General features: G+C 60.0%; 12 protein-coding genes and 5 pseudogenes. 8 read left to right on the top strand and 9 right to left on the bottom strand.

What is annotated here, in order from left to right; all coding sequences use genetic code 11:
* Window positions 1-128 precede the first annotated feature (128 nt).
* The 5 genes and pseudogenes from L0Z65_RS11055 to L0Z65_RS11035 all read left to right on the top strand — a co-directional run bounded on the left by L0Z65_RS11055 (window position 129) and on the right by L0Z65_RS11035 (window position 7,212).
* Window positions 129-1,090, top strand: a pseudogene (locus tag L0Z65_RS11055) (dihydrodipicolinate synthase family protein).
* Window positions 1,081-2,025: a proline racemase family protein gene (locus L0Z65_RS11050; protein WP_405107582.1), complete on the top strand. Its 945-nt coding sequence runs from the start codon at window positions 1,081-1,083 to the stop codon at window positions 2,023-2,025. The pseudogene L0Z65_RS11055 and the gene L0Z65_RS11050 overlap by 10 nt, the downstream one beginning before the upstream one ends.
* Window positions 2,025-3,456 (top strand): annotated as a pseudogene (locus L0Z65_RS11045) (aldehyde dehydrogenase family protein). Before L0Z65_RS11050 ends, L0Z65_RS11045 begins: the two are co-directional and overlap by 1 nt.
* Window positions 3,457-3,509: 53 nt before the next feature.
* Window positions 3,510-4,760 carry an NAD(P)/FAD-dependent oxidoreductase gene (locus L0Z65_RS11040; RefSeq protein ID WP_405107579.1) on the top strand — a complete coding sequence of 417 codons (1,251 nt, stop codon included), beginning with the start codon at window positions 3,510-3,512 and terminating at the stop codon, window positions 4,758-4,760.
* A gap of 169 nt (window positions 4,761-4,929) precedes the next feature.
* Window positions 4,930-7,212 (top strand): methyl-accepting chemotaxis protein, encoded by a 2,283-nt coding sequence (locus tag L0Z65_RS11035; protein ID WP_405107576.1) that lies wholly within the window; start codon window positions 4,930-4,932, stop codon window positions 7,210-7,212.
* Window positions 7,213-7,342: 130 nt separating this feature from the next.
* Here the strand turns inward: L0Z65_RS11035 and L0Z65_RS11030 are convergent, their stop codons facing one another.
* The 8 genes and pseudogenes from L0Z65_RS11030 to L0Z65_RS10995 form a co-directional block, all read right to left on the bottom strand.
* Complete coding sequence (locus L0Z65_RS11030) at window positions 7,343-8,494, bottom strand: M56 family metallopeptidase (protein ID WP_405107573.1); 1,152 nt, start codon at window positions 8,492-8,494, stop codon at window positions 7,343-7,345.
* Window positions 8,484-8,879: a BlaI/MecI/CopY family transcriptional regulator gene (locus tag L0Z65_RS11025; protein WP_014873615.1), complete on the bottom strand. Its 396-nt coding sequence runs from the start codon at window positions 8,877-8,879 to the stop codon at window positions 8,484-8,486. The genes L0Z65_RS11030 and L0Z65_RS11025 overlap by 11 nt, the downstream gene beginning before the upstream one ends.
* Window positions 8,880-9,035: 156 nt before the next feature.
* Window positions 9,036-9,314 (bottom strand): DUF2160 domain-containing protein, encoded by a 279-nt coding sequence (locus L0Z65_RS11020; protein WP_024098340.1) that lies wholly within the window; start codon window positions 9,312-9,314, stop codon window positions 9,036-9,038.
* Entirely contained in the window at window positions 9,314-10,111 is a 798-nt protein-coding gene (locus L0Z65_RS11015; RefSeq protein ID WP_008561997.1) for a carbohydrate ABC transporter permease, read from the bottom strand. Before L0Z65_RS11015 ends, L0Z65_RS11020 begins: the two co-directional genes overlap by 1 nt.
* 14 nt (window positions 10,112-10,125) lie before the next feature.
* Window positions 10,126-10,990 (bottom strand): annotated as a pseudogene (locus tag L0Z65_RS11010) (carbohydrate ABC transporter permease).
* The gene (locus tag L0Z65_RS11005; protein ID WP_405107568.1) at window positions 10,987-12,105 is read right to left on the bottom strand and encodes an ABC transporter ATP-binding protein; all 1,119 of its coding nucleotides are present in this window, start codon (window positions 12,103-12,105) and stop codon (window positions 10,987-10,989) included. The pseudogene L0Z65_RS11010 and the gene L0Z65_RS11005 overlap by 4 nt, the downstream one beginning before the upstream one ends.
* Before the next feature lie 7 nt (window positions 12,106-12,112).
* A pseudogene (locus tag L0Z65_RS11000) lies at window positions 12,113-13,190 on the bottom strand (ABC transporter ATP-binding protein).
* A gap of 153 nt (window positions 13,191-13,343) precedes the next feature.
* Entirely contained in the window at window positions 13,344-15,077 is a 1,734-nt protein-coding gene (locus L0Z65_RS10995; RefSeq protein WP_024098336.1) for an ABC transporter substrate-binding protein, read from the bottom strand.
* Between the two features lie 327 nt (window positions 15,078-15,404).
* Between L0Z65_RS10995 and L0Z65_RS10990 the strand changes: the two genes are divergently transcribed.
* Entirely contained in the window at window positions 15,405-16,535 is a 1,131-nt protein-coding gene (locus L0Z65_RS10990) for a class I SAM-dependent RNA methyltransferase (RefSeq protein ID WP_405107565.1), read from the top strand.
* Window positions 16,536-16,565: 30 nt separating this feature from the next.
* Here the strand turns inward: L0Z65_RS10990 and L0Z65_RS10985 are convergent, their stop codons facing one another.
* Window positions 16,566-17,474 carry a 2-dehydro-3-deoxygalactonokinase gene (locus L0Z65_RS10985; protein WP_405107562.1) on the bottom strand — a complete coding sequence of 303 codons (909 nt, stop codon included), beginning with the start codon at window positions 17,472-17,474 and terminating at the stop codon, window positions 16,566-16,568.
* A 658-nt stretch (window positions 17,475-18,132) separates the two neighbouring features.
* Here L0Z65_RS10985 and L0Z65_RS10980 point away from each other — a divergent pair.
* Both L0Z65_RS10980 and L0Z65_RS10975 read left to right on the top strand, forming a co-directional pair.
* Window positions 18,133-19,004 (top strand): annotated as a pseudogene (locus tag L0Z65_RS10980) (sugar transferase).
* A 74-nt stretch (window positions 19,005-19,078) separates the two neighbouring features.
* Window positions 19,079-19,447, top strand: coding sequence for a hypothetical protein (locus L0Z65_RS10975; RefSeq protein WP_405107559.1), 369 nt, complete (start codon window positions 19,079-19,081; stop codon window positions 19,445-19,447).
* Window positions 19,448-19,465 lie beyond the last annotated feature (18 nt).

Raw genomic sequence — 19,465 nt, 5'->3', positions numbered from 1 at the left:
CATGGCCGAGGGGGAAGTGTGCATAAATCAGATATTGAATATTGGATCCAATATGCATTATGAAGGCGTCATCAGCGCCGGGCACGCCTTGCGGGCTCAGGTTCAAACCCATTGGAGAGGATCCAACCATGACAAACCCTGTGTTCTCCGGCTGCATTCCGGCCCTGATGACCCCCTGTACCGCTGATCGGCGCCCCGATTTTGATGCGCTGGTGAAAAAGGGGCAGGCGCTGATCGCCAAAGGCATGTCCGCGGTGGTCTACTGCGGCTCCATGGGCGATTGGCCACTGATCAGCGATGCTGAGCGGATGGAAGGGGTCGCCCGACTTGTTGCGGCTGGCGTTCCGACCATTGTCGGCACTGGTGCCGTCAACACGATGCAGGCCGCAGCCCATGCCGCCCATGCCGCAGAGGTGGGGGCTGCCGGTCTCATGGTGATCCCGCGCGTCTTGTCACGCGGCAGCTCGGTTGCCGCACAACGCGACCACTTCGCCGCGGTGCTCTCTGCTGCGCCAACGTTGCTGAGCGGTGATCTACAACAGCCCCTACTATGGGTTTGCCACCCGGGCGGATCTGTTTTTCGATCTGCGCAAGGATCATCCAAACCTGATCGGGTTCAAGGAATTCGGGGGCGCTGATGATCTGCGCTATGCGGCTGAAAATATCACCTCTCAGGACAGCAGTGTCACCCTGATGATCGGTGTCGATACCACTGTATTCCACGGCTACGTCAACTGCGGGGCCGGGGGCGCGATCACGGGGATCGGGAATGCGCTGCCGGATGAGGTCCCTGCACCTTGTCGCTCTTTGCCAACTCGCAGCGAAAGGGAACGCAACCGCCCGGCGCCAAGCTCTGGAGCTGGAAGCGGCGCTGGCGGTTCTATCTTCCTTTGATGAGGGGGCGGATCTGGTCCTTTATTACAAGCATCTGATGGTGCTGAATGGGGATAGCGAATACCGCCTGCACTTCAACGAAAGCGATCGGTTGAGCGCCAGCCAACAGGCCTATGTCGAGGCCCAGTATGCGCTGTTTCGCAGCTGGTATGCGGATTGGAGCCAGCAGCCCGACATCGCCGCCCTATGCGCGTAATCGACAGCCATACCGGCGGCGAGCCGACCCGCCTGATCCTGTCTGGCGGGCCGGATCTCGGCGGTGGATCACTGGCAGAACGGGCGCATCGGCTGTTTAGAGATCACTGCGATTTCTGCAGCGCAGTGCTGTCCGAGCCACGCGGTCACGACGCTATGGTTGGCGCCTTGTTGGTGCCGCCCACAGATCCGGCTGCCGCGGCAGCGGTGATATACTTCAATCCGATTGGACCATTGGGCATGTGCGGTCATGCCACCATCGGCACCGCCGTGAGTTTGCATCATCTGGGCCGTCTTGATCTTGGGCGGCATCAACTCGAAACGCCGGTCGGCACCGTAGGCGTGCATTTGCAGGCAGCGAACAGGGCTGCGGTCGAAAACGTCGAGAGTGATCGGTATCGGGCTGATGTTGCGGTGGAGGTGCCGGGACAGGGTCGGATTTCCGGCGATATCGCCTGGGGTGGCAATTGGTTCTTTCTGACCTCTGATGTCCCGGCACCGCTAACGCTGGCCCATGTCGACCAGCTGACCACCAGTGCTGTGGCCCTGCGGCAGGCTTTGGCGGAGCAGGGGATCACTGGCCGCGATGGGGCAGCGATTGACCACATTGAATTTGTCGGACCACCCCTGACCCGTGTCGGTCACGCGCGCAACTTCGTTCTTTGCCCCGGAACGGCTTATGACCGGTCCCCCTGCGGTACCGGGTCTGCGGCGAAGCTGGCCTGTCTGGCCGCAGATGGTGATCTGGCGCCGGGTGTGACCTGGATCCAGGAGAGCGTGATCGGTAGCACCTACGCGCTGCACTATCGGCCAGGCCCGACTGGAGGCGTGATCGCAACAATTGCCGGTACGGCCTTTGTGACCGGCGACACTGTTCTGAACTTTGACCCTGCCGATCCCTACCGGGCGGGGATCACCAGCCAAGAGGTATACTGATGGAATATAAAAATCTAATCGCGGGCGACTGGTCAGAGACCGCCGCCGCCGCCGCCAATATCAATCCCTCCGATACGCAGGACGTCTTGGGATACGCTGCCAATAGTCCGGCGGAGGATATGGAGCGCGCGATCGTCGCTGCCCGCGACGCGGCTCCCGGATGGGCGGCCAGCACGCCACAGCAGCGATTTGATGTGCTGGACGCCATCGGCACCGAAATTCTGGCCCGCAAGGCTGAACTGGGAAAACTGCTCTCTCGCGAGGAGGGCAAGACCCTGCCGGAAGGGATTGGCGAGGCCGCGCGGGCCGGGCAGATCTTCAAATTCTTTGCAGGCGAAACCCTGCGCCAGGCGGGGGAAATCCTTGGCTCGGTACGGCCCGGTGTCGGCGTCGAGGTGACGCGCTCTCCTGTGGGGGTTGTCGGCTTGATCACGCCTTGGAATTTTCCCATCGCCATCCCCGCCTGGAAGATCGCGCCTAGCGCTGGCCTATGGCAATGCGGTCGTCCTGAAACCGGCTGAGTTGACGCCGGGGTGCGCGCATGCCCTTGCGGAGATCATCAGTCGCTCGGGTTTGCCGGAGGGGGTATTCAACATTGTGTTCGGCACAGGCAATACGGTTGGTCAGACGCTGGTGCAAAGCCGCCATGTGGATGCCATCTCCTTTACCGGTTCGGTTGAGACCGGCAGCGCCATCGCGGCAGCCTGCGGGGCGCAGCGCAAGAAGGTGCAGCTGGAAATGGGCGGCAAGAATCCGATGGTGGTATTGGATGACGCGGATCTTGAGACGGCGGTGGACGCCAGCCTCAACGGTGCGTTTTTCTCCACGGGCCAGCGCTGTACTGCATCCTCGCGGCTGATCGTGACCGAGGGCATCCACGATCGTTTTGTTGCAGCACTTGGAGAGCGGATGACGGGCCTGCGGGTCGGCAACGCTCTGGACGACAGCACTCAGATCGGCCCGGTTGTGGATGAGCGGCAGTTGGAGAAGGATCTCTACTATCTCGACGTGGCCGCCAGTGAGGGCGGGCAGGTGCTTGGGGGGCAGACGCTTCAGCGCAGCAGCAAGGGGTTTTATCTGGCGCCCGCGCTTGTCACCGAAACGTCAAACGACATGCGGATCAATCAAGAGGAGGTCTTTGGCCCGCTCGCCTCTGTGATCCGCGTGGCGGATTATGATGAGGCTCTGGCGGTGGCCAATGATACGCCTTTTGGCCTCAGCGCGGGAATTTGCACCGGATCTTTGAAATATGCCACGCATTTCAAGGCACATGTCGAGGCTGGCATGGCGATGGTGAACCTGCCCACTGCGGGCGTTGACTATCACGTGCCCTTCGGTGGCACCAAGGGGTCCAGCTTTGGTGCCCGTGAACAGGGCAGCCATGCGAAAGAGTTCTATACCAAGGTCAAAACCGCCTATACCCTGGCGTAAAGACGGTCAGGTGGCGGGGTGAAAACCTCGCCACCGTTACGAAGGCAGGGCAGATGACAAAAACGATTGTGGTTATCGGGGCGGGTGTTGTCGGTGTCAGCACGGCGCTGCGCCTGCAGAGTGAGCTGGCGCCAAACGGCGGACAGGTCATCCTGCTGGATCGCAAAGGCGTCGCCGAAGAAACATCTGCGGGCAACGCCGGGGCCTTTGCATTCACCGACCTCGAACCACTGGCCACACCGGGGATCATGAAAAAAGCACCGGCCTGGCTGCTGGACCCGCTTGGCCCGCTATCGGTGCCACCGGCCTACGCTCTGCAATTGGCGCCTTGGCTGATCCGCTTTTGGCGCGCCAGCTGGCGGGACCGATATCATAAGGTGGTCAGCGCCCAGGCATCCCTGATGCAGTTGGCCCAATCGGCGACCGAACGCCAGATCACCGACACCAAAGGCGAGGCAATGATGCAGCGCGACGGTGCCCTGCAGCTCTACGAATCTGAGGCTGAGTTCGCCGCCAGCCAGCGCGGTTGGCAACTGCGCCGCGATCACGGCATCCGGTTCACCCTGTTGCATAGCCCTGCCGAAATTGCCGAGATCCAGCCGGGGCTTAGTCCCCGGTTCACGCATGCAGGCTTCACCCCTGACTGGATGAATACCTGCGATCCGAAAGCCTGGGTCGAACACCTCTTTCAGATTTTCATGGCGCGGGGTGGCCAGCTGCGCCGGGCAGAGGTGCGTGATCTGGAAACCGGCGGTGAGAAACTGCGTCTTCTGACAGACGGGGAGGACGTCCTGGCTGACGCTGTGGTCGTGGCTGCAGGGGCGTGGTCGCATCAACTGACCCGCCGTCTGGGCGACCCGCTGCCGCTGGAGACGGAGCGCGGCTACAACACCACCCTGCCCGCAGGCTGCTTCGATCTGCGCACGCATATCACCTTCTGCCGTCATGGCTTTGTGGTGAGCCGTATCCGCGGCGGTGTTCGGGTCGGAGGTGCGGTTGAACTGGGAGGGCTGAAACAGCCTGCAAACTTCAAACGCGCCGACACGCTGTTGGCGAAGGCCGCGCGGTTCATGCCAGAGCTGGACACCGCAGATGGCACCCGCTGGATGGGGTTTCGCCCATCTCTGCCTGATAGCCTGCCGGTGATTGGCAGCGCCAAGCGTGATGCGCGGGTGGTCTATGCCTTTGGTCATGGTCATGTCGGGCTAACCCAATCGGCCGCCACGGCGGAACTGGTCGCAGATCTGGTGCTGGGACGCGATCCGGCAATTGATCTGGCACCGTTTTCACCGGACCGTTTCTAGTGTCTTGAGCCACCCCTTCGCCTCTGATACGGCTGTAGGGCAGGGCGGGGCGTTGCCTTCGCGCGCAATGTGCGCAAACCGACCGTGAACGAAATCGAAGGAATTGCATGGCTATCTCTTGGGTCATTCGGTCGCATGGCGACAGAATCGGCACTATCAAGGAGAAGACATGCGCGTCCTGCCCCAGACCCCGAAACTCTCGCTCAAGCTGAAATTGCCTCTGATCATGGTGGCCCTGACGGCAACGTTTCTGGTGACAGTCTCATTTCTTGTCTACTCAATGGCGGAAAAGAGTATTCGCGATTTTGTCTATGCCTCGAAGGAGACCACGGCCCGTTCCGGTGAGCAGGCCCTGACGTTCATGATGGAGGCCGCGCGCCGCGATCTGTCAATCAATGCCTCCCAGCCGACCGTGTTCCGCGCCATCAACAACTTTGACCGTGTTTATAAGATGATCGAGGAGGAGCCGACCGGCTTCTTGCGGCGTCACTACATAGAAGAAAATCCCAATGCTGCGAATGAACGTCATTTGCTGAGCGATCCTGGCGACGGCTCATATTACAGCCAGTCGCATGCGACCTACCACCCGACGTTTCTGCAGTCGTTGCAGGTCAACGGCTATGAGGATCTCTATCTTCTGAATGCCGCTGGACAATTGCTCTATTCGGTCAAGAAGCGCGAGGATTTCATTCAGCAATTTGGCTCTGGGGCCAATGCGGATAGCGGTCTGGGGCAGGTCTTCAATGCCGCGCTCAATGCCGAGGCGGGTCAGGTGGTAACCGCCGATTTTGCCGCCTACGCGCCGGGTGGCGGTGCGGCTGGTGCCTTCATGGGGGTGCCGGTTTTCAACAAGAAGAAAGAAGTTATCGGCGTGATGGCGGTGCAGATTTCCAGCGCGTCAGTTGTGACGGCGCTGACCTCCAATATGAAGGTTGATGGCCATCAGAACATCTTTCTGGTGGGCCGCGACGGCATCGCGCGCAGCCCCTCCGTCATCGAAGGCCAGTTCGCCACAGGCGACCAATTGCCCGACAGCGCGGAAATCAAAGCCGCCACCGCCGGTGAGGCCGGGATGTTTGAAGGCTCCACATCCGTCTCCGGCGAACAGGTGATCGCCCTTGTCAAGCCTTTGAATATCAAAGGGTTCGACTGGTCTTTGGTGCTGCAGACTGATGAACATGAAGCCTTTGCCGAGGTGACCGAAATCCGGCTGGTTGCAATGCTGATGATCGGTGTTTCGGTTCTGATTGCGATTGTGGTGTCTTTTGTGGCCGCGCGTCATGTCACCCGCCCTATTCTCGCCCTGCGTGAGGCGACAAACGCGCTGGCCGAAGAAGACTATGCGAGTGAGATCAGCGGACGTGATCGGGGTGATGAACTTGGCGATCTGGCCCGCAGCCTGGATACCTTCCGCGACAAATTGCTGATCGCCGACGAGGCTGCAAACCGCGAAGAAGAAGCCGCCAAGCAGACGGCCGCAGTGGTCGAGGAGATGAGTGGCGCCCTGGCCGAACTGCAACAAGGCAATTTGGCCTGTGATATCGGGCAACCTTTTGTCGAACACTACGAAATTCTGCGGGAGAATTTCAATCGCAGCCTTGTCAACCTGCGTGACTCGCTCGCGGAGGTGGTCGATGCCGCCCATAACGTCGATAAGTTCTCGGAAGAGCAGCGCGCCTCTGCGGAGGAAATGGCGCATCGGACGGAATCTCAGGCCGGGACATTGGAGGAGACGGCCTCAGCACTTCAGGATCTGACCAACAGTATACGCGAGACCGCTGACCGGGCCGGGCAGGTGGATGAAACCATGCGCGGTACCCGCAATGAGGCCGAGCACAGCAATCACATCGTCACCTCAGCGGTGCAGGCGATGGACCAAATTCAAGAGGCTTCGCAACAGATTTCGCAGATTATCAATATGATCGACGATATCGCGTTTCAGACCAACCTGCTGGCCCTGAACGCAGGCGTGGAGGCGGCGCGTGCGGGTGAAGCTGGCGCAGGCTTCGCGGTTGTCGCCTCTGAGGTGCGTGCCCTTGCAATGCGGGCCTCCAAAGCTGCGGGTGAGATCAAGGGGCTGACCACGGCCAGCGAGGAGCATGTCGCAAACGGCGTCGCCATGGTTGGTCGCGCAGGCGATGCACTGAGCGGGATCATCGACAAGGTCACAAATGTCTCCGACCTTATCACCGAAATCGCAGAGGGCGTGCAGAAGCAATCCAAGGGTTTGGAAAATATCAACAATGCCGTCGGGCGCCTGGACAGTACCACCCAGCAGAATGCGGCGATGTCCGAAGAAGCCTCCGCAGCCAGCCAGCTGCTCCAGAACGAGGCGCAGGCGCTTACCGGCGTGGTATCGCGGTTCCAGCTTGGAAATGGTGCCGGGCATGACAGTGTCGACGACTGGGCAGCAGCTGATGATGCCGGAAACGGGGGCCACTCTTATGGCTGATCTGAGATCGGCTCATCAAAACGGGTAGGCCGGTCAAAATGCTTGATCTGATTATCGGAGGGTAATGTCGACTGCAGTCGCGCCTCCCGCCCGATCAGACGGGGACTACGCACTCAATCATCTGACAGGCTTATTTGCTCAGGGTCATGAACCCGCCCTGCAGCGCTGTTACCGCCGTCTGGCTGGTCTCAGGCACAGCGTTCCGATGGGCCATACGCTCAAGATTGACGATCGTCGACAGCATGATGCGGTCATGGCTCCAATCGCCGGGGCGCTGCATCAGCAGAGCGGTGGCCAGCACTCCAGTCGCCAGCATGGCGGAAACCAGCATCCAGCCGAACAGATGCGTGTCCTGTGGTTGTGCTGCGGTGACCACATCAATCCGCCGCGCCAATGTTGCCCCGCGGCGCACCTCGCGACGATCAACCAAGGCCACCGATGGGCTGCGCTGGACAAAGCGGATTGGATCCTGCGCCGCCAGTGCGCAGGCCCGGATCAGGCATTCGCAATAGGCACGAATATCGCGTTGGCCTCGGGTCATCAGCGCCTGATCGCAGGCAAATTCCCGTAGCATACGGACTTCGCGACGCCAGAGGTGATAAGCCGGGTTCCAGAACAGAAGCGGCCGCAGCGCCTCCAGCAGGAATTCGCATTCGACGTCTCGCTGGCGGAAATGCTGCAGCTCGTGGGCTACGCTCAACCGCAGGTCCGACGGATTGGTGATCAGCGCGGATGGCAACACGACGTAGCGAGTGAACAAGCCGCGGGTGGAGAAGGCAACTGTGCTCTTGTCACTGATGCGAATCTGAACGCCGCCCAGCTGTTTCCAGACGTAGGCCTGCTGCAGCGATGCCCGCAGCCGCAGTGCCGCCAATGTCACCTGCACGACGGAGACTACGGCGCCGACGATCAACGCAGCCACGGCAAGCTGAGCCCAAAGGCTGCTCTGCGTCATCAAGGCCCGCACCAGATCCTCGCGCAGGCCAAGGATACTCTCAAACCGTGTGGCGCTCATGTTGACATTGCCCTGCAGGTACTGCGCGACCAGCATGTCCGACAGGGTCGGCGGCTGCGACACGACATAAGTGGTCAGCGCCACCACCAGCATCGGGGACAAGGTCAACAAAAGCGTCATGCCATTCAGCAGCCGCAGCTGTGGTCGAAACGCCGGGCCCAATCGGCTCCGGGTCAGGATCGCGCGCAACGCCAGCCAAAGCGCGGTGCCCGCAAACAACAGTAAGTTCAGGTCAATATAGGCGTTCAGAAAACTCTCAGCGTTCATCGTCCCCCAACCTTTCATTCAGCAAGGCCCGTATCTCCACGAGCATCTCGTCGGTGACATCTTCATCATCCACCAGGCGGGCTACCAGGGCCGCCGGGGCGCCGTTGAAGAGCTTGCTCGAAAGGTTCTTGAGAGTGGTTTTCTGATAATCCGCCTTGGGCACCGCTGGGCGGTAGACCAAGGATCTGTCAGCCCGTTCGCTGGTCAGAAACCCTTTTTGTTCCATAATTTTCAGCACGGTTGCGACCGACGTATAGGCGCGTTCCTGACGTTTGTTCAGTTCCGCCAGAATATCGCGCACCGTGCCGCCGCCGGTTTCCCAAACAACGGTCATGAACTCGAGTTCAACCTCTGTCAAAAGCGGGTTGTCCTGTTTCTTACGCATCATGTGGTGTCCGGTTCTCTTAGGCTTTGATCATGCTAGGGGATCGCAGGTGCGTTTGAAAACTATTTTTTTAGAAGTTCAGCACCGAGGCCGCAGGTGTCAGGCAAAACGGCATGTAAAAAGGGGCCCTGCAGACAGGGCCCTCGTGTTTTTGTTTCACACTTTCCAGAAGGTGAAGGCAAACCAGACAACCGACAGGCCCAGTGGCCACCACAGCGGCATTCCCACCAATCCCAGCCAGGCCAGGAAGATATAGGAGGTGCCCAGGAGGCTGATGAACAGCCGGTCACCGCGGGTTGTGACAAGTCCCAGAACGCCTTTGCGGGTGTCACCACCGGGGCTGCGGATTTCCAGAACGATCATCAGGCCAATGGCCGAAAAGATCCCGATAAAGACCAGTGCCGTGGGCCAGGTCCAGGCCATCCAACTCAGCATTATACCCTCCCCATCGCAAAGCCTTTTGCGATGTAGTTACGGACGAAGTAGATCACGATCGCGCCCGGAATGATTGTCAGTGTGCCAGCCGCCGCCAGCAGGCCCAGCTCATAACCGGCGCTTGAGGCGGTTTTGGTCATAGTGGCCGCAATGGGTTTCGCGGCAACAGCGGTCAGGGTTTTGGCCAGTAGCAGCTCCACCCAAGAGAACATGAAGCAGAAGAACGCCGCCACGCCCACGCCAGCCTTGATCGACGGGATGAAGATTGTGGCAAAGAAGCGCGGGAAGGAATAGCCATCCACATAAGCGGTTTCGTCCAGCTCTTTCGGGATGCCGCCCATGAACCCTTCCAGGATCCAGACCGCCAGCGGAATGTTGAACAGGCAATGCGCCAGAGCTACCGCGAGGTGGGTGTCAAACAGCCCCACCGCCGAATAAAGCTGGAAGAATGGCAGCGCAAAAACCGCAGCAGGCGCCATCCGGTTGGTCAGCAGCCAGAAGAACAGCTGCTTGTCACCCAGAAAACGGTAGCGCGAGAACGCATAGGCCGCAGGCAGGGCAACAGCGACAGAGATCACCGTGTTGATCGACACATAGATGATTGAGTTGATGTAGCCCCAGTACCAGCTCGGATCGGTGAAGATCGTGGCGTAGTTTTCCAGCGTGAAGGTCTGCGGAAACAGCGAGAAGCCGGACAGGATTTCATTTGTCGTTTTGAAACTCATCGCGACCAGCCAATAGATCGGCAGCATGAGGAACAGGATATAAACGATGGGGACGATGGTACGTTTTTGCATCGAAGTATCCTCCTTTAGTTTTGATCGTCTTTGGTCATGACGGTGTAGAACAGCCAGCTGACCAGAAGTGTGATTGCAAAGTAGATGAGGCTCATCGCCGCCGCCGGACCAAGGTCGAACTGTCCAAGCGCGATCTTAACCAAGTCGATGGACAACAGCGTTGTCGAGTTGCCGGGACCACCGCCGGTCAGAACAAACGGTTCGGTGTAGATGTTGAAACTGTCCATGAACCGCAGAAGGATCGCGATGGTCAGAACGGTTTTCATCTTTGGCAGCTGGATGAAGCGGAACACAGCCCAGTTGGAGGCGCCATCGATCTTTGCGGCCTGATAATAGGCATCCGGGATCGACACGAGGCCGAGCATAGGACAGCAGCACCACAAGCGAGGTCCAGTGCCAGACGTCCATGGTCACGATGGTGATCCAGGCCGCGACAGGATCTTGGGTCATATCATAGTTGATGCCCAGCGTGTGGTTCAGGAAATACCCCAGCAGACCGATATCGGGCAGGGTGAAGATGTTCCACATCGCGCCAACCACGTTCCACGGGATCAGCATCGGCAGCGCCATCAGCACCAGGCACACTGGCACCCAGAACCCCTTGCGTGGCATCGACAGCGCAATGGCGATGCCCAGCGGGATTTCGATGATCAGGATCAGGAAGGTGAACATGAACTGGCGGCCAAGCGCCGCATGGAACCGGTCGGACCGCAGGATCTGCTGGAACCAGTCCAGCCCCTGCCAGAAAAAGACGTTGTCGCCGAATGTCTCCTGAACGGAGTAGTTGACGACGGTCATCATCGGGATCAGCGCGTTGAAGGCAACGAGCAGAAGGACAGGCAGGACAAAGAACCACGCCTTTTGGTTTTCGGTTTTCATTGTGCCTGCTCCTCGGTCTCAGTCTTGGTCTCGGTGGCAGATTGGGCAGCCTCTGTCGCGATCCAGCCATCGACGTAGAGCCGGGTCTGATTCTGACGGAAGGACAGGTGGACAGCTGCCCCCTTGGCTGGGCCTGCACCTTCGACCACAGCGTTGATCCGCTGACCTTCGGCCTCGCATTCCACAACTGTGTGGCGGCCAACATCCGAAACCTTGGTCACGGTTGCGGGCAGGCCGCTGTTGGCGAGGGACACAAACTCAGGCCGGATGCCGACCTCGGTCTTGCCTGCGGCGTCCCCTTTGATCGGGCCTTCCAAGGCAATCGGGTGGGCACCGATATAGGGCTGGCCCGCGCGCAATTCGCATGGCAGCACGTTCATACCCGGTGAGCCGATGAAATGACCCACAAACGTATGCGCGGGGCGTTCAAACAGCTCGACCGGCGTACCGATCTGAACCACCTCACCCAGCTGCATGACAACAACCTGATCAGCAAAGGTCAGCGCCTCTGTCTGGTCGTGGGTCACGTAGATCATCGTGGCCTTCACGCGCTGATGGAGTTCCTTCAGCTTGGAGCGTAGTTTCCACTTCAGATGCGGGTCAATCACAGTGAGCGGTTCGTCGAACATCACCACGTTCACGTCTTCACGGACCAATCCACGCCCCATGGAGATCTTTTGCTTGTTGTCCGGTGACAGGCCTGCGGCCCGCATCGTCAAGAGATCGGTCACTTCCAGCATCTCGGCGATTGCCATGACGCGTTCCTTGACCGTCGCCTCATCGCGACCACGGTTGCGCAGCGGAAAGGCCAGGTTGTCGTAAACGGTCATCGTGTCGTAGATCACCGGAAACTGGAACACCTGCGCAATGTTGCGCTGATCCGGCGGCAGTTTGGTGACGTCCTTGCCATCAAACAGGATCTGGCCTTCGGATGGCACCAAAAGGCCGGAGATGATGTTCAGTAGGGTGGATTTCCCACAGCCGGATGGACCAAGCAGCGCATAGGCCCCGCCGTCCGTCCAGTCGAGGTCGATTTCCTTCAGGGCGTAGTCTGACGCGCTTGACGGGTTCGGCATATAGCTATGCCGCAGTTTTGAAAGTGTAATCTTAGCCATTTGCGCCTCACGCCACGCGGGAGCCATCAGGGGCAAAGACATATGCCGCCGACGGATCCATGTAGAAGTCATGCTGCTCACCCACTTCGTAGGGGTGAACGCCTGCCGAAAGGGAAACCCAGCTGCCGTGGTCCACATCCAGCCCCATGTCGAAATGGGCGCTGCTTTCGGACCCGGACAGCTCCGTCACCTGCACCTGACCGGAGAGCTGCACCGTGGTGAGCGGTGTCGCCACGGGCAGCACATGGTAGGGCCGGATCGCAATCGTGTAGGGCCCATCCGCCAGATCGGCTGCCGCGCCGGTCAACGACCAGCTGACATCCTGGCCAAGGCGCGCAGTGCTGCCCTGTTTCACGATGGGGGCTGTATTGATTGGCGGATCCGAGAACACCCGCGCTGCGGCGACGTTTTCGGGATTGCGATAAATATCAGCGGTCGTGCCAAACTGGGTCACGCGCCCATCCTGCATCAGGGCGGTTTTGCCCCCTAGTAGCAGCGCTTCTTCCGGTTCGGAGGTCGCATAGACCACCACGGCGCCACGCCCGGCGAACAGCTCTGGCAGCTGATCGCGCAGTTCCTCGCGCAGTTTGTAGTCCAGGTTTGCCAGCGGCTCATCAAGGAACACTGCACGGCTTTCCTTGGCAATTGCGCGGGCCAGCGCGGTGCGCTGCTGCTGACCACCGGACAATTCGTGCGGGCGGCGATGCAGCATCGGGCGCAGCTGCAGGATATCGGCGGCTTCTTCGACCCGGCCTTCAATCTCGGACTTCGCCATGCCAGCCACCTTCAGCGGCGAGGCGATATTCTCGTAGACGGTCATATGGGGGTAGTTGATGAAGAACTGATGCACCAGGCTGATGTTGCGTTTCTGGGTGCTGAGCGCGGTCACGTCCTGGCCATCCATCACCACCTGTCCGCTGGCAATCGGGTCGAGGCTTAGCCATCATCTTGATGAGAGAGGTCTTGCCAGACCCGGTGGCGCCCAGAAGGACGTTGAAGTGACCCGGTTCCAGCACAAGGGAGGTTTCCTTGATATGCAGCTGGGCGCCGACGCGTTTGGTCACATTTATGAGTTCGAGTGCCATCTTGCTTTGACTTTCCGGCGGACGGCCTGTTGCGCGCGGCATGCGCGATCATTTTTTAGGGGAAAGGGGTGCCCCGGAGCGGGCCAGCCAGGCTCCGGGGCGAAAGTAGGGAGCGCAGCGGACAGATCCGCACGCTCCCCACGGGAGGAGGGGTTACTCAGATGCCCAGCGGGCAACCAGCTCGTCGTAGTTGACGGTCTGGCCCTGAGGCTTCTCATTCTCCAGTTTCGGCTTGGCGCCACCGTTGGCATACCACCAGTCGGCGTCTTTCTCTTCGTTCAGACGCGGGCCGCAGCCACCGTAGACATTTGCCTGCTCGTCTGCACGCTGCATACGGGCCATGGTGATGTCCATTTCTTCGGCCAGACGGTCCATGGCTTCCTGCGGGGTGAAGGCGCCGGAGTTGACGTCACCAATCTGCTGCCACCAGATCTGGGCCAGCTTCGGATAGTCAGGCACGTTCACGCCGGTCGGGGACCATGCGACGCGGTCAGGCGAACGGTAGAATTCGACCAGACCACCCAGCTTGGGTGCGCGCTCGGTGAAGCTCTCGTGGTTCACAGAAGAGTCCCGAATGAAGGTCAGACCAACGTGGGATTTTTTCACGTCGACGGTCTTGGACACGACAAACTGTGCATAGAGCCAGGCCGCCTTGGCGCGATCCACCGGGGTGGATTTCAGGAAGGTCCAGGACCCAACGTCCTGATAGCCAACCTTCTGGCCTTCTTCCCAATAGGGACCGTGCGGGCTGGGGGCCATCCGCCATAGCGGGTTGCCTTCACCGTCAACGGTGTTGTTGCCTTCGGACTGCGGCTTCACCATGTCAGCGGTGAATGCAGTGTACCAGAAGATCTGCTGAGCGACGTTGCCCTGTGCAAGAGCGGGCAGCGACTGGTAGAAGTCATAGGATGCCGCACCCGGAGGGGCGAATTTGCGCAGCCATTCATCCCACTTGCGGATCGCATAGACCGCAGCCGGACCGTTTGCCGCGCCGCCGCGAGTTACGCTTGCACCGGCAGGGTTACAGGAATCCGCTTCCATGCGGATGCCCCATTCGTCGATCGGCACACCGTTCGGCTCACCTTTCGAACCAGCACCAGCCATCGACAGCCAGGCATCGGTCATACGCCAGCCAAGGTCAGGCGCGCGCTTACCATAGTCCATGTGACCATAGATTGCGGTACCGTCGATTTCCTTCACGTCATTTGAGAAGAATTCGGCGATGTCCTCATATGCGGACCAGTTAACCGGAACGCCCAGATCGTAGCCGTATTTTTCCTTGAACGCGGCCTGCAGGTCTTCGCGGTCGAACCAGTCCTTGCGGAACCAGTAGAGGTTTGCGAACTGCTGGTCGGGCAGCTGATACAGGTCGCCATCGGGACCGGTGGTGAACTGCGTGCCCATGAAGTCACCCAGATCGAGTTCCGGGTTGGTGACGTCAAAGAAATCACCTTCCATCATGTCGGTCAGGTTGTAGGCCAGTTGCAGGCGCGAGTGGGTACCGATCAGGTCGGAATCGTTGACGTAGGCGTCATAGAGGTTCCGCTTGGTCTGCATCTGGGTCTGCACGGCCTGAACCACTTCGCCCTCGCCGAGGATCTGATGGTTCACCTTGATGCCGGTGATTTCCTCAAATGCCTTGGTCAGAACTTCGGACTCATAGCTATGCGTCGGAATGCCTTCGGACAGGACGTTGATTTCCATACCCGAGAACGGTTCGGACGCCTTGATGAACCACTGCATTTCCGACAGCTGTTCGTCCTTGGTCAGAACCGAGGGCTGGAATTCTTCGTCGATCCATTTCTTGGCAGCTGCCTCATCGGCATAGGCTGCCTGTCCCGCGACCACGGCAATAACCGCGGCTGCGGACAAAAGATACTTACGCATCTTTCTCCTCCCTAGTGATTTATTGTGGCCAGAGATGCCTCGTTGCACCCGGCTGACAAACAGGTTCCACACCGGGGTCTGCCTTGTCAAACTAATTTTTTAGTTTGACGTAACGATATGATTTTAAAGTACAATGAATTCACCCTAAGGGAGAGTTTCTTGATCGTCTCGCAGTGGCCCTCTGTGCTGCATCGCGGCAGATGCCGCAGGAATCCCGTTGTGCGGGATCCGAACCAAGTTGCAGGCGGATGCTGAAGACCGGGGAGGGCAGGGCAGCGGGTACACTTTGGCGTCGCTGACAATGGTTTTTATCGCTAAGGAGAGGTCATGGACACAAGCGATACATTCGAAATCTTCCTGACCGCCCCGCCGGGGATGGAGCAGACCCTGCAGCGCGAAGCGGTGGAGGCCGGGTTTGCAGGTGCAAAAACCGTGCCCGGCGGTGTCACATTTGAGGGCGCTTGGCCGGATGTCTGGCGTGCCAATCTGCACCTGCGGGGCGCGGCGCGGGTTTTGGCGCGGATCGGGTCATTCCGGGCCTTCCACCTTGCCCAACTGGACAAACGGGCGCGCAAATTCCCCTGGGCCGATGTGCTCCGCCCCGATGTCCCGGTGCGGGTCGAAACCACCACCAATAAAAAGTCGAAGATCTACCATGCCGGTGCCGCCACGCAGCGTATCGAACGGGCGATAACCGAGGAGCTTGGGGCGCCGATCAGCGCGGATGCCCCGATCACGGTGAAGCTGCGGATTGAGGATAATCTCTGCACCTTCAGCGTCGATACCTCGGGAGAGGGGCTGCATAAACGCGGCCACAAGACAGCAGTCGGCAAGGCGCCGATGCGTGAAAACCTCGCGGCGCTGTTCCTGCGTGATTGCGGCTATGATGGCGAGGAGCCGGTGGTGGATCCGATGTGCGGCTCCGGTACCTTTGTGATTGAGGCCGCAGAGATCGCGCTTGGCCTGCTGCCGGGACGCAGCCGCAGTTTTGCCTTTGAGCAGATGGCCAGCTTCGACCCCGAAGGCTGGGCAGAGTTGCAGGCTAAGGAAACGCCGCGCGCAACCCGCGCCCGCTGCTATGGCTCAGACCGCAACGCAGGCGCCGTGGAGATGGCCGCAGCCAATGCAGAGCGCGCAGGTGTAGCGGATCTGGTCCAGATCACTCAGCAGGCAGTCAGCGATCTGACGCCGCCGGATCTCGGCCCGAATGATACGCCGGGACTGGTGATCGTGAACCCGCCCTATGGCGCACGTATCGGCAACAAGAAGCTGCTCTACGCGCTCTATGCGGCCCTGGGAGAGACGCTGATGGCCCGTTTCAGCGGCTGGCGGGTTGGTATTGTCACCAGCGAAACCTCATTGGCTAAGGCCACTCAGTTGCCCTTCAAACCCTTTGGCCCTCCGGTGGCCCACGGCGGGTTGAAGATCCGCCTGTTTCAGACGGGTCCGCTTCCCTAGGAGTAAAGCCCGCAGTGAGGAGGGGCCGTGTCAGGTGGTCATTGCGCGCCAGGCACTGACAAGGCCCGCCAGGGCCATGCGGTCGGCATCCGTCTGCGTCACCGGCACTCCCTGATGGTCAAGTGCGGCCTGATAGAGTGTGTCGAGCGGTGGGGGCGCAATCAAGGCGATATTCTGCCCGAGCCAATAGGGGCGCGCTGCCGACAGCTCAGCGCCAAGAAGCAGTCCCCACAAACGGGCGGCATCTGTATTGCCGTGCGCCCCCTGTGTGGCTTGCAGCTCCGCCAAACGCGCCGCCAGCGCCTCCGGCTTCGATTGAACGGTGTCCATAGATGCCGTCAACTCAGCGCGCTGTGTGCGATCATACGCAGGCGTGTCGCCGAGGTTGAGGCTCGCCGCCAGCCCCTGCCAGAGCTGCGACGTCATGAAGCTCTGAAAACTGACAACCTCATTCGCACTGATCAGCGCCCAATGGGTTGTCGCCCCGGCGACACAGATCACGCCGTCCCAATCCGGATTAAGACTGAGAAACCCGGCAATGCGATTGCAGGCACCGCGCATCACTGCGGGTGGTGTGGCCTGCGACAGCCCGCCCAGCACGCGCAGCGGATGACCTCCCAGTGTCGCATCGCCCATGGGCCGCTCGGCGATCTTTGCCGGCACCGTGATGGTCCCGGTATCGCCGCCGCGCAGACTGTCGTCGCTGAGCAGGATCGGCGTATCAGCCGCGCAATCGTGCAGCTGGCTGATCACCGCAGTGACATCGGCCATCAACTCGCCGCTTGATCCGGCGGAGACCTGCTGTCGCGCTTCGCCCTCGTGCATCAGCCAGGCCGTGATCCGCCCGTCTGCATGGTCCGCTGCGATCCAGTTGGCAGATTTGATCGCGGAGTGTCCGGCGGGAGATGCGGAGGATGGGTCGGCAGATGCGGCGCACATGGTCTCGTCCTTTGGGTCTGATTGCTAGATGGGGTGCCCGCAGTATTTCAGGAACACGGCGGCACCAGACGGCAGGGCATTCCCGCTCTCCTTGCCAATTTTAGGGTCGATGATCAACGCTGGTCCTGACGCCCTCAGATGTGCTCGTGGAATTGCCCGTTCGATGCGCCAAAATAGGTTAACAAAACCTATGGTGCGGAAGATATGATTAACATCGCCTTTGGGTGTGTTCTTGTTTGACTCGAATTTATCGCTGAGTCTCTGTTGATTCCTTATACTTTTGGGTAGGCTGTGCGGATAGTTCCTATCCTTTTGAGGAATTGTTTCTCAACTGGCGCCCTGATTTACTTAAATTTGAGCAAATAGCGCCCTCTCTCGGTTTTTACTGAGATTTGTCTAAAATTGCTTTATTAAGAAATTGCCGCAACTGCGGCTTGGATGGCGACCTAAAAGGGCCGCCTGATTGGGACGAAGGTTCCAGCTGCATGGGGGTGTGGCTGGAGGAAAACCATCGATCTTATTGGACTTGGGACCGGGGCGCTGCCGTGTCGGGATACTCAAATTGGTGCGAGTGCACCCGCCGTTCGCGGGGGCAAAGACGCTGTTGTTTCAGCGCAGAGGTAAGGGCCGCGGGGGCGGCTCTAGATTGGGGTTGGAGATGAAGGATTTCGTGCAAGAGGGGGCTGCACGCCCGTCCGGTGCTGTGACCGGTCGGGCCAATTGGTCCCGCTGGCCGTCACTCGGCAACGGCTGTCTGGTCGCTCTCGTGGGTGACGCCCCCCTCGTCGGGATGGGTGTTGCCAATATGAACGCAGCGGTTTCTGCGCCGCCATCGTCGTCGAAGCGGAGCGTATCCGGTTCTCTGAAAATGTCGCCTGCTGTGGCTGGCGCAATCGGCGCGGGGACGGGGGCTGGATCATTGGGTGGCTATGCCACTTTTGGAAAGCGTTGCCTGGACATTGCCTTGGTCCTTCTGACGTTGCCGATCAGCCTGCCTCTGATCCTGATGGCCGCACTTGCGCTGTGGCTTGAGGGGGGCAATCCGTTTTACACGCAGGACCGTCTTGGCCAGCGCGGTCGGGTCTTCTCTATCCTGAAACTGCGCACCATGGTTCGCGACGCAGAACAGCTGCTGGAGCGCCATCTGGCCAGCGACCCGGCGATGCGGCGCGAATGGGACGAGACGCAGAAACTGAAAGAGGACCGCGCATCACCCCGGTTGGTCGCTTTCTGCGCACAACCTCGCTGGATGAGTTGCCGCAACTTTGGAACGTTCTGATCGGCGAGATGAGCCTTGTTGGTCCGCGCCCAATGATGCCGGATCAGCTGCCGCTCTATGGCGATGCCACCGCCTATTTCGATCTCAAGCCCGGAATTACCGGATTGTGGCAGGTCTCCGTTCGCAACGAGAGTGGTTTTGCCGTGCGTGCCCGCGCGGATGCCGACTATCACGGCGATCTTTGTCTGCGCACCGATGTTGATCTCATCTGGCGCACCGTTGGTGTCGTGCTGCGAGGTACCGGATATTAACCGTCCTGGGCTAACTGTGATGGCCGGGCTATAGGCGGGTTCTGCCGAACGTGGTAGAACGGCGAGGGGGTTTCATGAAAGATGTGATGACCGGACCGGAGGCCCCTGGCAGCTGTGCACAGAAACTGGAATGGGACGATCCCTTCGCGATGACGCAACAAGGCTTCAAGAGATTTCGCCGCCGCAAGGGGCGCGACACCTCGGCACCAGAGCATGACTCTGCTCTGCCCGAGCAGGCCGACTCTGGATCACCGACATCGCGCAGCAGCGAAACAAGCGCCCGCGATATGGCGGCTTCATCCGCCAAAGCAACCGCGCGCCTGTCGCAGGGTGGGGAGCGTAACCGCTTCGCGCGTCGCCCCAAAACCGGCAAGAGCCAGCCGATTGAAGGGCTTGCGGACACCGACCCCCAGCCACAGCGCCTGCCGGCTGCCCCTGCCTGAAGTTTGGGAGCGGCTCCA

Source organism: Phaeobacter sp. BS52 (genome assembly GCF_045040595.1).
In the GTDB taxonomy this organism is placed as follows: Bacteria; Pseudomonadota; Alphaproteobacteria; order Rhodobacterales; family Rhodobacteraceae; genus Phaeobacter; species Phaeobacter piscinae.
This window is presented reverse-complemented; position numbering and strand designations above follow the sequence as displayed.

Coding starts and splice junctions, on each gene's coding strand:
- L0Z65_RS11030 (WP_405107573.1), bottom strand. CDS start 8,494: ATGAACGCTGAGAGTTTTCTGAACGCCTATATTGACCTGAACTTACTG.
- L0Z65_RS11005 (WP_405107568.1), bottom strand. CDS start 12,105: ATGGCTAAGATTACACTTTCAAAACTGCGGCATAGCTATATGCCGAAC.
- L0Z65_RS10990 (WP_405107565.1), top strand. CDS start 15,405: ATGGACACAAGCGATACATTCGAAATCTTCCTGACCGCCCCGCCGGGG.
- L0Z65_RS11020 (WP_024098340.1), bottom strand. CDS start 9,314: ATGCTGAGTTGGATGGCCTGGACCTGGCCCACGGCACTGGTCTTTATC.
- L0Z65_RS11015 (WP_008561997.1), bottom strand. CDS start 10,111: ATGCAAAAACGTACCATCGTCCCCATCGTTTATATCCTGTTCCTCATG.
- L0Z65_RS11050 (WP_405107582.1), top strand. CDS start 1,081: ATGCGCGTAATCGACAGCCATACCGGCGGCGAGCCGACCCGCCTGATC.
- L0Z65_RS10995 (WP_024098336.1), bottom strand. CDS start 15,077: ATGCGTAAGTATCTTTTGTCCGCAGCCGCGGTTATTGCCGTGGTCGCG.
- L0Z65_RS10975 (WP_405107559.1), top strand. CDS start 19,079: ATGAAAGATGTGATGACCGGACCGGAGGCCCCTGGCAGCTGTGCACAG.
- L0Z65_RS10985 (WP_405107562.1), bottom strand. CDS start 17,474: ATGTGCGCCGCATCTGCCGACCCATCCTCCGCATCTCCCGCCGGACAC.
- L0Z65_RS11025 (WP_014873615.1), bottom strand. CDS start 8,879: ATGCGTAAGAAACAGGACAACCCGCTTTTGACAGAGGTTGAACTCGAG.
- L0Z65_RS11035 (WP_405107576.1), top strand. CDS start 4,930: ATGCGCGTCCTGCCCCAGACCCCGAAACTCTCGCTCAAGCTGAAATTG.
- L0Z65_RS11040 (WP_405107579.1), top strand. CDS start 3,510: ATGACAAAAACGATTGTGGTTATCGGGGCGGGTGTTGTCGGTGTCAGC.